This is a genomic window from Agathobaculum faecis (genome assembly GCF_014287995.1).
Classification (GTDB): Bacteria; Bacillota; Clostridia; order Oscillospirales; family Butyricicoccaceae; genus Agathobaculum; species Agathobaculum ammoniilyticum.
In genome coordinates this window covers 35,506-50,095 of the sequence record NZ_JACOPL010000015.1, presented here as the reverse complement: position 1 = coordinate 50,095, position 14,590 = coordinate 35,506, and the positions used below count along the sequence as shown (strand labels likewise).

Annotated in this window: 10 protein-coding genes and 2 pseudogenes; 5 read left to right on the top strand and 7 right to left on the bottom strand. The window is 42.5% G+C overall.

Annotated features, from left to right (window positions below; translation table 11 throughout):
- Positions 1–236: pseudogene (locus H8S45_RS16405) on the bottom strand (hypothetical protein); the annotation flags it as partial.
- Positions 237–1,428: 1,192 nt separating this feature from the next.
- On the opposite strand from H8S45_RS16405, the gene H8S45_RS13345 reads away from it, so the two are divergent.
- On the top strand, positions 1,429–2,037 hold the full coding sequence (locus H8S45_RS13345; RefSeq protein ID WP_054328497.1) for a class I SAM-dependent methyltransferase: 609 nt from the start codon (positions 1,429–1,431) through the stop codon (positions 2,035–2,037).
- A 219-nt stretch (positions 2,038–2,256) separates the two neighbouring features.
- On the opposite strand, the gene H8S45_RS13340 is transcribed toward H8S45_RS13345, so the two are convergent.
- Positions 2,257–4,794: a DUF4268 domain-containing protein gene (locus tag H8S45_RS13340; protein ID WP_186950238.1), complete on the bottom strand. Its 2,538-nt coding sequence runs from the start codon at positions 4,792–4,794 to the stop codon at positions 2,257–2,259.
- 838 nt (positions 4,795–5,632) lie between these two features.
- Here H8S45_RS13340 and H8S45_RS13335 point away from each other — a divergent pair.
- The 4 genes and pseudogenes from H8S45_RS13335 to H8S45_RS13325 all read left to right on the top strand — a co-directional run bounded on the left by H8S45_RS13335 (position 5,633) and on the right by H8S45_RS13325 (position 7,198).
- Positions 5,633–6,193 (top strand): TetR/AcrR family transcriptional regulator, encoded by a 561-nt coding sequence (locus tag H8S45_RS13335; protein WP_054328493.1) that lies wholly within the window; start codon positions 5,633–5,635, stop codon positions 6,191–6,193.
- A 47-nt stretch (positions 6,194–6,240) separates the two neighbouring features.
- Positions 6,241–6,321: pseudogene (locus tag H8S45_RS16780) on the top strand (metallophosphoesterase family protein); the annotation flags it as partial.
- 122 nt (positions 6,322–6,443) lie between these two features.
- Positions 6,444–6,701: a metallophosphoesterase family protein gene (locus H8S45_RS13330; RefSeq protein ID WP_390124490.1), complete on the top strand. Its 258-nt coding sequence runs from the start codon at positions 6,444–6,446 to the stop codon at positions 6,699–6,701.
- On the top strand, positions 6,701–7,198 hold the full coding sequence (locus H8S45_RS13325) for a DUF6933 domain-containing protein (protein ID WP_054328492.1): 498 nt from the start codon (positions 6,701–6,703) through the stop codon (positions 7,196–7,198). The genes H8S45_RS13330 and H8S45_RS13325 overlap by 1 nt, the downstream gene beginning before the upstream one ends.
- 81 nt (positions 7,199–7,279) lie before the next feature.
- Here the strand turns inward: H8S45_RS13325 and H8S45_RS13320 are convergent, their stop codons facing one another.
- The 5 genes from H8S45_RS13320 to H8S45_RS13300 are packed head-to-tail and all read right to left on the bottom strand — an operon-like array spanning position 7,280 to position 13,813.
- A complete protein-coding gene (locus H8S45_RS13320; protein ID WP_054328491.1) occupies positions 7,280–9,145 on the bottom strand; it encodes a hypothetical protein in 1,866 nt (621 codons plus the stop codon).
- Entirely contained in the window at positions 9,142–10,701 is a 1,560-nt protein-coding gene (locus H8S45_RS13315; protein ID WP_186950236.1) for an ATP-binding protein, read from the bottom strand. Before H8S45_RS13315 ends, H8S45_RS13320 begins: the two co-directional genes overlap by 4 nt.
- Before the next feature lie 12 nt (positions 10,702–10,713).
- Positions 10,714–12,399, bottom strand: a complete 1,686-nt coding sequence (locus tag H8S45_RS13310) for an ATP-binding protein (RefSeq protein WP_186950234.1) — start codon at positions 12,397–12,399, stop codon at positions 10,714–10,716.
- Positions 12,400–12,422: 23 nt separating this feature from the next.
- Positions 12,423–13,592 carry a hypothetical protein gene (locus H8S45_RS13305; protein WP_054327173.1) on the bottom strand — a complete coding sequence of 390 codons (1,170 nt, stop codon included), beginning with the start codon at positions 13,590–13,592 and terminating at the stop codon, positions 12,423–12,425.
- On the bottom strand, positions 13,589–13,813 hold the full coding sequence (locus tag H8S45_RS13300) for a helix-turn-helix domain-containing protein (protein WP_054327174.1): 225 nt from the start codon (positions 13,811–13,813) through the stop codon (positions 13,589–13,591). The genes H8S45_RS13305 and H8S45_RS13300 overlap by 4 nt, the downstream gene beginning before the upstream one ends.
- Between the last annotated feature and the right edge of the window lie 777 nt (positions 13,814–14,590).

Genomic DNA, 14,590 nt, shown 5'->3' with positions numbered 1-14,590 from the left:
ACCGGCAAATGGCAGTTCCCCGCAGTCTCCATCAGTATGCGATTTTCGCCGTCCAGTTCCCACAGCAGTTCGGACAGTTCGTACAACTCAACATCTGTGTGTCCCACCTCAAAGGGAGGGGGCACCATCTCTCACAAAGCCCGCATGACGGCGATCATGCTTTTGCCTTTGGAAACATCAATGCCTACACAGTTTACGTTCACTCCCCCAATACAAAATTTGCAATCGGAAACCATCTTTCTCTCAATGTCGATTCAAGCTACTGCGTGACGCGGGCAACAAACCCAACCTGCTCAACCGAACGCTACAATGAGGGATGGGTAGCAGTATTGCATGCGGACACGAGAAGCCCAAGCATCAAAGCGCTACCCGATTACACCCTGAGGCATGAGAACGAATAAAGCACGCCAGCCAAGCGTGCTTTACCCAGCAATTATATTGTAGTAGCATCAAAACACTTGTTTTAGAGTTCAGCAGGTCAATATAGGCCGATGTTAATGTAGCGGCATTTAGAAGAAAGCGATATGTTGCTTTACGAAACCCTGAACATCGAAGACTGATCAAAAATTGCAAGTGCAAACCACAATAGGGATTCTTTTGGAAAGGCGGTAGCTGGTAATTAAAAGGCGTGTTTAACCATATGGTTTAAACACGCTTTTTCAATTAAAGCATGTAACCTATCTTTTGTCGCTGTTGGTCCTATGTCAAGATTTAGCACAAGTTAAGCCTTTAGCGCAATATATGTGCATCATTAACCTTGGTCTTTTAACCTCTTGTTATCGGCTGTTAATTTTTTTTGCCGTAGCTATATATCGCATCAATCACCTATTTATATCAGAAAAGATTTCCGGATTGATGCTCTATATGATCCTGTTTTTATAATTATATGTTATTATCCGAAACAATTCCTGCCCCTTATTGCGCAAAATAATTCTACACAACATATAAAACAACGGCAGCAAGCATTACTGCTTGCTGCCGTTGTTGATTGTGACCGCAAATACGTTCCTAACAATGTGTATGATTCGTACCTGCGCGTTATGATGGAGCTGATGAGTCCAGTGTCGAACCCAGCTCCTGGGGTTCGACCTGGGATCAAATTGGTGGAGCCGAGGGGAGTTGAACTCGCTGTTTGAACAAATTGGGCGGTTTTATTGTGCATTATTACCTGCTTTTTCGTACTTTTTCAGAACTTTTTCTTGCCGGTGGGTATCTACCCGTGACAGGTTTTGACGGGTGAAATCTACCGGAAAATCTACCTGAGGGGAGAAGGAAAGGTGAACAAAATTAATATTTTAGATGATAGCTAGGGTATAAAGCAATGGAGCGGAAAAGGGAGAAACAGGATGATCTTCGATATTGAATGAATATTATTCATTGACTTTTCAAATGTTCATGATATACTGGTTGGTGAAAGGAGACCAGACTATGAATACGAAAAAAGAAAAGTCAAAGGCTGCGTTCGATCAACAGGCCGCGACCTATGATCATGATTTCAAGGGTAGTCATGCCCGCGCACTTTATCCTGTCATGCTCAAAAAGTTGTCACAAATTCCATTCCAGTCTGCCTTGGATTTGGGATGCGGGACTGGCGAAATGATGAAGCTGATTTTGCAGGCAGATTCTCATAAAGAGCTGTACGGTATTGATTTGTCAGAGAAAATGCTTGCGGTTGCGCGGTCAAAACTGCCGGATCAGGTCAAGCTATTATCAGGGGATAGCGAGTCACTTCCGTTCCCAGATCATTCATTTGATGTTGTGTATTGCAACGATTCTTTTCACCATTACCCGGCACCGCAGAATGTATTGCGGGAGGTACGACGGGTCTTGAAGCCGGGCGGCACGTTTTTGATCGGGGATTGCTGGCAGCCCTTTATCGGTCGTGTGATTATGAATGCCTTTATGCGATATAGTAAAGAGGGGGATGTGAAGATCTATTCCAAAGCCGAAATGATTTCGATGCTTTCTGAATGTTTTCGTGAAGTGTCTTGGGAACGGATTGGCAACACAGCGTGTATTGCTATGGGCATAAAGTGAGTGGTGTTTACTCAATGGATTTTGCAAAAGGCATAATACTACATCTTCGCTTTGCACCTGTAGGTTTTGCTGAGCAGTGACACAGTAAATTACAGCTGAATGGTTATCTATTGAGCTTTTATAGGAATGCAAAAGCGAATCTCCAGACGGTTTATCGCCGCCTGAGGATTCGCTTTGTATTGGTACGGGTTTCGGGGAAATCATTATGGCGATGGATGATTACGCATTTCGAAAATACTCCTCCAAAAGCGGAGAAAAGGCTTTTCGCATTTCAGCGGTTGCCGTGGCATGGAACTCAGCCATCCGAGGCCAGTCGTTTTCGTTAGACACATCCATGTTGTCTGCCGAAAAATAGATGCGGCTTGCTTTCCTGTCATCCGCACGGGACCATATGAGCCTGCGGGTTAACTGCTTTTCGATTTCATCCTGGTTAGAATGGAGAAAATCGTAAAGCCGCTTGTTGCGTTCTTTGTCGGCGCTACCGAGATACAATTCTACTCGAGCACCGTCGAATTTAGCAATGCAGTTAATGGATACGCCCGAATACCCTAAAAATCCGGTGATCCAATTCATTTTGGACGGATTTACATTTTGGAAAATTCCAGACTTTTCCCGCAAAGATGGCAGCAAATATGCCCAATACTTGCGGCGGATTTGGTGACGCTCCAATTCGTTGTCATCGGCTTCGCCATTTTCCCTGAGAAACATCACAAGTTCAGAAAGGTCGACATCAAACAGTGGAAACAGTTTTTTGAGAACATTGATTTTGTATTGTGTATCTGTACCTGTCCACACGAAAATATTGTGATCAATGGGGCGACAGGTATTGAACGCATCTTCGCTAGTGGAGAAATGGCTGGCCAGTTCTAGGTTTGGATCATGGCTGACAGCGAGTTTAGTGAGGATCGACTTGTCTTCAGCATGCAGCATCATCAGCACCTGCTGATACATGTCTACCCAACTGTTTACCGGATGTTCTACCCCGCGGAAGGAAAACTTGGAAATCAATTTGCCGGTCAGGATCGTGTCTTCTTCCAAAGAGACGGAGTCCAGCTGCTTCTGCTGAGGCTGATAATCGGTTTCGGGGAAGGACCATATATCCAATGCCTGTTGGGTCAGCAGATCGTTTCGTTCCTCCAGTTCTTTTTCGCCCCAGCTATCCTGCTGCCAGATCCATTGATTAATCCGCAATCCGCTGCTTTTGAATCCGTGTTCCATGTCCCGCTTCTCACAGAACGGCGCATTGCGGTACTGGGAGTTGTAACCGGTCAGCGTTAGATTGGCCAGACGATGGAGCCAGAGACTGTGAGTTTGCTCATAGTCCGGCCCCAATTCTTTGATCCAGGTGGGGCTTAATGTCTGAGGCATGATATGCTCGATGGAATAAACACCTTTATCCAGGTGCATCCATACATCTTTTGTCTCCACAGTTCCTGCGTTTTCCAGACGTTCAAAGAGGTAGTACTTGCTTTCGCCCTTCATTGTGTAAATATTCTTTGTGGAAAGCTTTTCGACAAATTCATCATCGGACGGAAAAGCGCCAGACTCTTTTTTGCTTAGAAGGATGTACTTGAATTTGTTCAAATAGTCCGATTCTGTGCGATCAAGCCGAATAATCTCACGATGCAACATCAGGAAAATTTTATTGAGAGCGTTGGTTGGCAAGTCGCAGATGGTTCGGCGAAATAGATATGTTTCTATGGTGCGGAAAATCTCAGCCAAATCATCTGCCGAAATATGGCCCTCTTGATGCATCCGTAGTGTCTCCATCAAGAAAGGGCGGGTGATCGTGGTTTTCAGTCGATTCAGTCGATAGATACAGTCATTGACTGCCTCGTACTGGCTGTTTCCTTTCAGTAAGATCTCGTAGCGTTTGGCGTAGAGTAGGAGATCTTGAAGAAGCGATTCAGTATCCTGCTTTCTGTCCTCCACATATTGTTTGAACTTCACATATATATGCTTGATGGCGGGGGTGGATTGCTGCCGGATGCTTAAATAATCCCGAATAAAAGAGCTGACGTCATATCCGGTGCAGACTTCAATCTTATTCCAGTAGTTCTCGTAATAAAGTTCCTGTTCTTTGCTGGGGAGCCCCATCAGCACATAGTTGCGGATCTTATCACCCTCGCTGAGATCCAGGCCGGTAGAGTTGAGGCTTTCAAAAATCAGCTGAGGATTATCTTCGTGGTTTAGGGAGATGTTGATGATTTCCAGTCGGGAAATAGCCTCGAAGAGCTCATCTACACTGATCTCTTGCCGCTGAATACGCTCATAGAAATACTGATAATTGATAGTTAGGTTGGAGTCCGCCACATGTTCGTCTGCTGAGGAAAACAGGCGTCCAAAGGCTTCACGGTCATTCTTAATGGGTTTGAGTTTGATGCGTTTTTCCTCTGGTTGCCACTTGTCCACCAGATATTCTTCATAAATGCGCTGACTGAGATTTGGCACAGCTGGAGTGACCACTCCTTCCCGCATCAGGTTATACATAGCCAGAAGCAGCAGAGAAACCGTGGTCAACCGTTGCTGTCCATCAATAATGAGAAAATCTAACATTTTTCCGTCCGGATCACTGACAGAAACAATACTGCCGAAAAAGTGGCTCTTTCGCTCCTGCTGAATCACCTTCACCAAATCGTCATAGAGCTGCTTGCACTGCTCGGTTTTCCAGTCATAATTGCGCTGGTATACTGGGATAATGAAGTGCTTGGAGGCCCCTTCCATATACCGCACCAGCCATTCTTCTGAACCTTTCACTGCTATCCTCCTTCTGCCTCTTTAACGCCGCTAGCGTTTTCTATAGAACACTTGCAGTAACTTACAATTGCACTAGTAACTCAATATTTCAGACATATCATTCTCAGTCTCAAGCAGTTGCATTGCGACATGATAGCGTTCTTTGTCATTTATACCGTTCATTTGGCAATGAGGACATTCAAAAGTACCATAATAATCGTCGCATTTAAGTTGAATAAGTTGGCTATTTGAATCCCAACAATGCGTACAGTAATAAAACGTAGGGCTTGAGTCTTTAAGAGTAATAAACGATTCTGGATGGCGAACAATACGATCTGAAATATCTTTTTCCTTTCTAAGGCGCTCATTTTCTTCTTTCAAACGTGAGATTTCTATCTACATAACGTGCGCTCGGTCACTGGAATCGAGCAGTTCTTGGTATAATTCAATATTATCCGCTTTCCGTACGATTTTTGCAATATCTTTTATTCCATCATATAAATTCATATTAATTCTCCTTTATAAATAAGGCTCTGATGCATTACCATCTTTCACGACTCATATGGATTCCAAGCATCTTATAGAGCCGCCCCCTGTGGCCAAAAAACTCAGGTTTTGAATTTGGGCTGGATACTTGGAAAGATTCCTTCGCAAGATTTGGACATTTGACAAAAGCGAATTTGGAATAGTGGTTTCAAAGACCATTTTCAGCCTTTACTAATAGCGTAGCCAAAAATTTTTGATTGTTCAATAGTTTTTGCTTATAATCCACAAACTTTTCAACAAGTAAAAAAGTGGTGTTCACTCATTGCATTTCTGATTGGGGCGTGCTATCATAACAAAAAAAGGGGCGCGGATTATGCGGATCACAAAAGAGCCGGAAGTGCGCAAGCAGGAGATTTTAGACACGGCGCTGAAATTATTCGGTGAAAAGGGATATGAAAAAACGTCGATTGCAGATATTGCAAAAGCAATCGGCGTAGCACAGGGCCTTTGCTATCGCTATTTTCCCTCAAAAGAAGCGCTGTTTGACAGCGCGATCGAGCAATATGCAAATGTTTTGGCAGAGCAATATACGGTTGCCCCCAAAGATGATACGCAGACTTTGCGACAGGTCATTGAAGACATGCCGCTTACAGCGGAAGATCAGAATACAAAATACTATTCTGTCTTTCACGGTTCTGAAAACAGGAAGTTTCATGACCAGCTTTGCCTGAAAGTGTGTGAGAAGATGGTCCCGATGGCAGAAAAGCTGCTTCAGCAAGCGCGGCAAAAGGGGGAGATCCAGTTTGATGACTTGCAGACAACAGCAAGGTTTTGCGTCTACGGTCAACTCGGCATCCTGCTTGCAGATGATCTGGAACAGGAAGAGAAAGCAAAGCGGATTCGTGCGTTTCTACTCGATGCTTTACATTTGTAAACCGGTTTTAAACGGGATAATTATACGAGCAATCGAGGTAACCAGAAATGAAGATTGCAATTCTCTCCGATACCCACGGCTTGCTGCGGCCCGAGGTGGTGGAGCGGTTAAAAGACGCCGATGCGATCCTGCATGGCGGGGATATCAATAAACAGAGCGTTGTGGATGAACTGCGGCAGTATGCACCGCGCTGTATGTGGTGCGCGGCAACAACGATAAGGAATGGGCAGAGGAGATTCCGCATGACCTTATGGTTACGCTGGACAGCGTTACGTTTTACATGGTTCACAATAAAAAGGAGGTCCCGGCAGATATTTCCGGTGTGGACGTGGTGGTGTTCGGACATTCTCACAAGTACGTGCAGGAGGAAAAGGACGGGGCATGGTGGCTCAATCCCGGGTCTTGCGGTCCACGGCAGTTCTATCAGGAAATCACCATGATGATGGCAGAAGTCACGGATGGACAGATTCGGGTGGAGAAAATTGACATCCCGCACGAGTTGAAGTGATGGAGCTGGGACTGACTTTCCCGCTGCAGCGATTCCTGAAAATAAAAGCGCCGGACTACGGCACACAGCCGGACCGGCGCTTTTGCTGGGATTTGCATGTGATAGAGCTGCGGGGCAGAAAATGCCTGCTGGCTGTCCAGTGCCATAGCAGGTACACGTTCGTCCGCTATAATGTAACACCGCTTCAGTGGGGGGATTTGCCCGGACTGTTCCAGATTGGGCTGACAGACAGCTTGACCGCGGCCGGATTCCCTGCGGCGAAAATAGAAGCATACTGCAAGCGGGCGGGAGAACGGTACGTCACCCGCACACATGGCCGACGGGAGGTGGCATTCCTCAACCGGGCATGGGAAGATGTGCTGGCAGTCGATCTATGTCTGGATACCAATAGCCATGCGCAATCCTTGCTGGATCATGCCGTCAACACCCGCCCTAGCCGATGTGTGGGATTCGAGGGACTGGGGATAGGAGTGGAGCGAATTACTGAAATATTATGATAGTTGATTTCAATATATGCAAGGGTTTGAACTATTGGAAAGCGCCACGATCGATAGCTTCCTGCCATGTCACTCTTGATTTTATTTATGTTCATCCCTAACTTGTTCTGCATCTTCACGTGTAATGCAATAATACTGTAGAACGCGGAGAACATTAGCATTATCTGTCTGACGCTCAATATTACTAAAATCATTACGTTCAATGATAGGTCTAATGACTCGCATTTCCTTTTCGGTCAATGAATTGAAGTCTTTCCACCACTTTTCTGTCATGCCGATTCCTTCAAAGTAAAAGCGGTAGATAATCATAGCTTCGGGCATATAAAGAAGTTTATAGAATTCTTCCTCATTTGATCCAAATGCCTTGCAGAAAAAATCATGCCCTTTTCCTACTTTACCTTTGGTGGAGTTAAGTATTGCCTGAATTGTCCTGATGAATTTTCTGTTCCAATACTTTCCAACATAGTCGCGGTTGCTGAAATAGTCAGGATCCTCAATCGGATGATATTTCATCGGGAATGAATAAATACTAGCATTCAGTTCTTCGCATAACTCAACATTTAGCTTAAGACGCCAATATAATTCAACAGGTTTATCGTCAAAATTGTATAAGATATAGTTCGAAAGATTAGTATGACCATGCCTAACGGCTGTGCGCACAGCTTTTTCGTACTCCTTACGAAGTGACCAGTGATCAAAGGCAATTCTAACTGGTCGAATTGGGATTTCCGCAAGTTTTGCCATGTTCTCATCTGTTATCAATCTGGAATCGATACCTTGATTGAAATCAACATACCTGCGCTTGGGACGATTGGCATAGAACTCTTCGAAATATGGCTTAAGAGTTTCGTAAGTTTCAAAAATTGCTGCTTTGGTGGCAGTATGTTCTTCAAGTAGATGTTTTTCTTTCAGTAAATCATAGACTTCTTGCATTTTAGCAGCGCCATTTTTTTCAATCAGTTTTTTATACTGTTTCACACAAGATTTAATATATCCCCGATCATTTTGTCCTGTACGAAGATTTTGTATTGCAATTTCAAAATGGTTTGGAGCAACATAGGTCGAATTAGCAGAAAAGCCGGCACGCTTAATATCTTCAATAATGTCGTTGAACCTGCAAGAAGCCAGCACATTATTATCCAAAAGAAGTAGGTTTCTTTTTGCGCCATAGCGAGCTTCTGCAATATGAACCTGTTCGGATACCGGGAGATACTCCTTGTATACCGGTTCTAGCTTTGGAACCGCACAGAAAGGGCATGCGTTTGTGCAGCCGCGTGTCATATATGCATAATAGGCATTTGATGCAGGATACTGATAATCGATTTCCTCCAAGATTGAATAGTCAAGGGGCAGTGTATCAATGATCATGTTATTATCTGGGTCAAGCTGACCGGGGATATCTAATGTTCCGCGATGAGGTTTAATCCCTGTGGCAGCTTCAACTCGATCGGCGAGAATCGTCGCCATAACGCCACCAACCATCACGCCTTCCGGAGTTTTGCATAATTGCTTTACAAAGTTAATTGTATTAATTGTAATATCCCAATAGAATGTAAACAATGTTGTTACGCCAACACGATCATACTTTCGAAACTGTGGTTTGAAGTAATCTTTCCGATAGAAAAATTGACGATAGTACCGGAAGAGATCCTTAATAATGGGATTCGTATCATGACCAGGAACATCGTCCAGAATCTCTATCGATCCTTTTCTTAGATATTTACAGATTTGAGGCTTATACTGTTCCCAAAATACGCTGTTATCGTTGGCATATAACTGTGTCTTAAGCATCTCATAGGTATCACTTAAAACCAGATCCCTTAAATTTCCCTTAAAAAAGCTGACATGATCACCGAGGTTCTTATAGTATGTTGATAGCTTCATTAGTCCCATAGGAGGGTACTTGTTGCTGTAATTGGGTTCAACCAATAATATTTGACGGTTCATTTGCTTAGTTCTTCCTGAATTTTATTTATCACCATATTAGCGGTGTCCATGGGCAAAATTGCTCTCAAAATAGAGTAGATTCGACTGATAGTTTTCTGCTCTTTCTTACTGAATTTTGAAAGCTTTTGCGACATATATTCTTGTCCCTTCGTTGCTTCTTTCAAAGGTTTCAATTTGGCCGGAGTAGACTTGACAGGATACTTATCCCGCAAAGCCTGATAGACTCTGGAGAGGACCTCATCATCTTTTCCCTTTTGGTCACGCATAGTAATTTGCTTTGTCGCTTTTTCTGCGGCCTTCTCTTGACTTTCTAGCTTTGTTTCGTGTGCCTGCTTGTCATCAGCATTCAAGAACCCACCTGTAGTAACTTTCTGCTGATAATCAGACTGGCTTGTTTGAAACTCTTGCTGCTTCTGAAGTGCTTTCTTGTAGTCATTTGCATAGTGGTATATAGTCTTAAATCTGTCGTAAAACAGCGGGTGCAGCAATCGTTCGAACTCACGGCAAGTGTCATTCAGATTGAAATAATCCCGTCGTGCATTGGGAATAAGATCTTCATCAATGGCAAATACTTCACCAACAAAATACAGGCAGCCTCTAGTTTCGAAATAGAAATCATGCGCAGAAAACGTGTTTTCGTTGCCAATCTGTATGTTTGATTTTCGGAGTCGGATTCCACGCATTGGATTAATAGAAGGAATCTGCTTTTCAAACTTACTTATACCATACCACATCCATGCCAACGGTTTGTCACTGTTTTCTGGGAAAATTTTAAATGCAATGTCGACGATTTCGTCATAAGCTTTCTTCTGTCCGTTTGATGTTGGTTCATACAGTTTTGTAGTATAAGGTTTAAAAATTCTCTCGCCGCATACAAACACTTGATATTCATCGATAGTGAATCCATGTTCGCTTGCAAAATCTGCAATTTTAGATTTAAAAATGAAACCTGTAGCATAAGGGATGGGAGCAACAGAACGCAGATAGTTCATTACTTTATCTTTTTGTAGAAGTTCTTCAGATGTTTTTTCTACTCCAATAAGCTCTACTTTAAAGAAATGGGTATCTTCATCATATTCTTTTTGCGAGAACTCAGTAACCATATCAACCAGTTCCGCGGCAGAGGGGTTTTGGGTTTTATCAACCAATATTTCCCTTACTCGTTTAGCATCCCATTTACAAATGGATAGAACCGCTTCACCAGGGGCAGAACAAGAGAATATCAGTGTTTCACAAGAGGAGATTCCCCCCAAACGTCCGATGCCTCGAAAGCCTTTGTCTTCACCACGATCCTTTGTGGAATCAGCGATGCTGCTCATAATCTTGACAAACTGTTCATAAGGAATACCAGCGGCATTATCCATCACACTGATATAACGTTTTCTTGCATTAATGTCAATATCAATTTTTGCTTCATCCCGTGTGATGATGCCGTCCCGAACAGCCCTATCAATGGAGTCGGCAGAATTCTGTATGTATTCGCGATAAATAATTCGCAAATCCTCATACATAGCGGTTGTCAAATTTTCAATTACGTTTTTTCCGATAAAAGCCATATTCAATCCGCCTTACTTTGATTTAAATTGTTTATATATTGGCTTCGGGAACTTTACATTAAGAAGTGATCTAAATACAGGATTTTGAATAATATATTCACCCTGCTTAAGTCTAGACATCATGCTTTTATATACTGAAGGGATAAAACTATAATCCTTCTTGGCAATTTCAATTGCATTCGTTCTACCAAAAGCAAAGGTAGAACAATTGCCTGTCACACGAGTATGAATGTTGCTCTTGAACTGCTCAGCAGCAAACAGAATAATACCCAAGGAGCGGCCGCGCTCTGCCACATCCAACACTTGGCGGAGGATTGGAGAGCTTTTGGGGGTATCGGTGGAGGCATACTTATTCAATTCGTCAATAAAAATGACAATTTTAGAGGGGGGTGTATATTCATCATCTGCACTATACTGGCCAAGTTGAAGGTTATAAATTGCCCTGATAGCATCCCCAAAGACAAAGCCTTGCATATCGTCGTTTAACTTTGCAATATCGATGACATGAACCTCGTTTTTTTTGATTCGCCGGAGCGCATCACTGATTCGGACATCGTGACTATCGTCGTGAATATTACTGAACATATTGTTGCGATAAATTGATTTCTTGACAATACGCTCAAATTTTCGCCAACTCTGCACCGTAATTTCTTTATCGCCGGTTGTGCCAGCAGTTCCACAATTATGGACTTCGTTCAAAAATTCTTGCCAATCATTTAACTTGCCGAAATCACCGCGATTGGAGATAATATAGCTGAGAATTGAATCCATAGTCTGCGCTGGGTCATCGATACTGGCAAACATCAAATCCAAATTATCTTTATCTTGTCGATACTCATATTTGTACATATGGGCTCTACCGTGTGAAATGTTATACTCGACAGCATCGGGATCTAAATATGTGTTCCAAACTCGGTTGTCAGAATAAGGATAATAATAGTGGACATTTTGAAACGGAGTCATAGACATGTCCAGCTCTCTGTAAAGAGACAATGTTTCTTTCTTTTCCGCTTCACTCTCGAATTCGTTTAACTCATCGATAGCAAGAAGGTCTCTTCCTTTAACATTGAAGATGACAAATGCGACATCCTCATCTTCGTCGTCGTTTTCAGCCGCAATACACTTATCTTGGATTCCCTTCATAAGAAACATAGCGTAGGATGTCTTTGCTGCCAGCCCAGAAATGCCTGAAATATTAAGGTGAGCTCCCTCAGGGCCAATTAGAAAGCGAGCATCCATATTAACACGCAATTTAACCCGTTCTTCCTCAGCAGCACCTTGATACATTTTCAAATACCCACAAGGTATGGGATGCTTGATTTGTGATAAACCAAGTGCCTCAGCAACTTCACAGCTCTCCGCCATACGCACAGCTTTCCCGTTAAGCACAGGAATATATAAGTTCCCTGTGTTACCAACAATACGAGCCTTTACATAATTCATTCCAATTCGATGGGTAATAGGGGTAGTGTCCACATTACCAAAATCACTAGAAATATAATCAGAAATGAAATTTGCAGTATCAGTAATGTGAGATATTTCTTCGACTACACCATAGGTAACGCTATCATTAATATGATCTACTTTTACCACATCAAATGGATTGAGGATCATTTCTGGCTTTGTCCAGAAATAAAACTCTTCCATCGTGGAAGGGTTCTTTTCAGTTGCTAAAACTTTACCAATAATTCTTCCCATATTCGCTTTTACCTCATTCGATTTCAAAAAAGATTCAAGAACATGCTCTCACCGAGGTACTTACTCTTTACATAGCTTTCTGTAACAAACACGGGGTAAATGTGATTTGCCCATCGTTTGTCGGCACCATAGCAGACGGGATTTCGTTCATTTATGATGCTGGCGGTAATAATATCAACCTCCTCGGAATCGAGACCGTATTTTCGCTGTTCTTCTGTGACTAAGATTTTTTCAATTTTTAAAATGCCATCAAACGCATTGTTGGTATACCATTGATCACGAATTCTAACAAACCAGACTGCAAATTCCATATCGCCAATTCGGGGGGATGAATACATATTAACAGGCGTGCGGTGGTACAGCGGTAACTGTGCAATTAAGTTAGAATTATTACGCCCGTTTTTATCCACACAATTTTCGGGGTTAAATGACTTGGAGACACCGACAACAAACTGATAGTTGTTGCGAAAACGAGCTAGTTCAGACTGGTCAGTTATTCCGTGCACCTGATATTCCAACGAACCGTCCTTCAAAAGATATTTATCCGGAAGGAGGAATCCTTTGCGTACCAGTTCGGACACCATGAACTTCTCTCGTTCAACCATATAATCTTGAATCGAAGCGATACCTTTATTTTCTATTTTATCGCCTGTCTCTACTTTTGTTGAATAGGTTAATATTTTTTCAAAGGAAACATTTTTTGCCTTTAAATCTGCCTTATTATTAATTTTTCGTTTCAGATGTTCGAAAGCTAATGTATCGTCATCCCAATCGCTATTTTTTGCAACCTTAGGCAAGGATATTACTAGGTGGCGTTCAAACATCGAAGTACCCTTGTCATATAAAGGCATCATTTCTTTATTGACTCTTGTGCAGCAACCAACGCCAACCTGACCAGCAATAATTGGATATACTTGGTTGCGAAATGCCATGTCATCGACTTTATAAGTTTTTCTGGATCCATCTAAAAAATAAGCAAAAAGAGGTGGATCGGGGAGAATCTGTTTGGATTTTCTTTCTAGAGGGACAGGTTTATCATGATGTTCAGTTTCACCATATTGCTTCCACGTGATTCTATGGCGGTGATCATCATAGTCAAAGCGAGGAACTTCGATGCCATCGAAACAATATTTATACGTTTTAAAGCTTTTTCCCTTTGTTTCTTTTGCAATTTCATCAAGTACAGTGCTCATAACTCGTGCTCCAATCCGCGCTCTGTTACGAAGTCACAGATATCGCCAATATTACAGTTGAAATAGGTTGCAATGCGTAGAAGTGTGGATAACGAAACTTCATCATCGCGCTTCATTTTTGTAAGCGTATTAGGGGAAAGTTGCACTGCTCTTCGAAAATCAGCCTGACTCATTTTGCGGTCAATCAAGAGTTTCCATAATGGTGCATAGGAAACTTTCATATATACACATCCCCCTCAAATGAAACTATATCCTGATTATACCATTTCCGACAATATTGTCAATGAAACTGTTGTAATCATGCGAAAAACTATGGACTTAGACATGAATATATTAAAAAGATAATTCCCTCTATTTGTGGCATGACCAAAAGGTGAATGACAGGAGGCATGAAGATATACAAGTTGTGAAAAAAGGGCAACATCTAAACTGCCTTTATGCTGTGATATGCATAAGCATTGCACTACCGTGTCGCTCCATCACCTTCCGTATCGTTCAAAAAGATGAAAATCCTTCATCTTTACACCACTGCCGGAGCGCACTATAATACAATTGAACCATGTCAGAGTAATTTTGTCAGAGTAAACCGCCCAGGGGGAAGTATGCCTGCCCGGGTTGTACAGATATTCGAAAACCGATCAATTACAAAGTAAGGACATATGATTGCAAGATAAGGCGGTCGTATGTCTTTTCGTTTTTGCAGAGACATAAGAATCGTCGTTGCCAAAAACTGCGTAATCGTTAAACCATGTATGCGTACAGTGGTTGAGAATTTCTCAACTGTTCGGCTTTTCGTTTGGATGCTATACTACGTATGTCTTAGGTCAAAGTTATGTGTTGTCAAAGTAATCCGCCCAGGGAGGAGTCTGCCCCCTGAGCCGTAACCAATCACTGGATGAAAAGACGCTGGAAGGAAGGACATGAAATTGCTGCGGCAGTTTTGTGTCCTTTTGTGCAATCGGAAGGAGAAAATCATGCAAATTAGAAAACCATGCGAA

Coding starts and splice junctions, on each gene's coding strand:
- H8S45_RS13345 (WP_054328497.1), top strand. CDS start 1,429: ATGAATACGAAAAAAGAAAAGTCAAAGGCTGCGTTCGATCAACAGGCC.
- H8S45_RS13335 (WP_054328493.1), top strand. CDS start 5,633: ATGCGGATCACAAAAGAGCCGGAAGTGCGCAAGCAGGAGATTTTAGAC.
- H8S45_RS13330 (WP_390124490.1), top strand. CDS start 6,444: ATGGTTACGCTGGACAGCGTTACGTTTTACATGGTTCACAATAAAAAG.
- H8S45_RS13325 (WP_054328492.1), top strand. CDS start 6,701: ATGGAGCTGGGACTGACTTTCCCGCTGCAGCGATTCCTGAAAATAAAA.
- H8S45_RS13320 (WP_054328491.1), bottom strand. CDS start 9,145: ATGAACCGTCAAATATTATTGGTTGAACCCAATTACAGCAACAAGTAC.
- H8S45_RS13315 (WP_186950236.1), bottom strand. CDS start 10,701: ATGGCTTTTATCGGAAAAAACGTAATTGAAAATTTGACAACCGCTATG.
- H8S45_RS13310 (WP_186950234.1), bottom strand. CDS start 12,399: ATGGGAAGAATTATTGGTAAAGTTTTAGCAACTGAAAAGAACCCTTCC.
- H8S45_RS13305 (WP_054327173.1), bottom strand. CDS start 13,592: ATGAGCACTGTACTTGATGAAATTGCAAAAGAAACAAAGGGAAAAAGC.
- H8S45_RS13300 (WP_054327174.1), bottom strand. CDS start 13,813: ATGAAAGTTTCCTATGCACCATTATGGAAACTCTTGATTGACCGCAAA.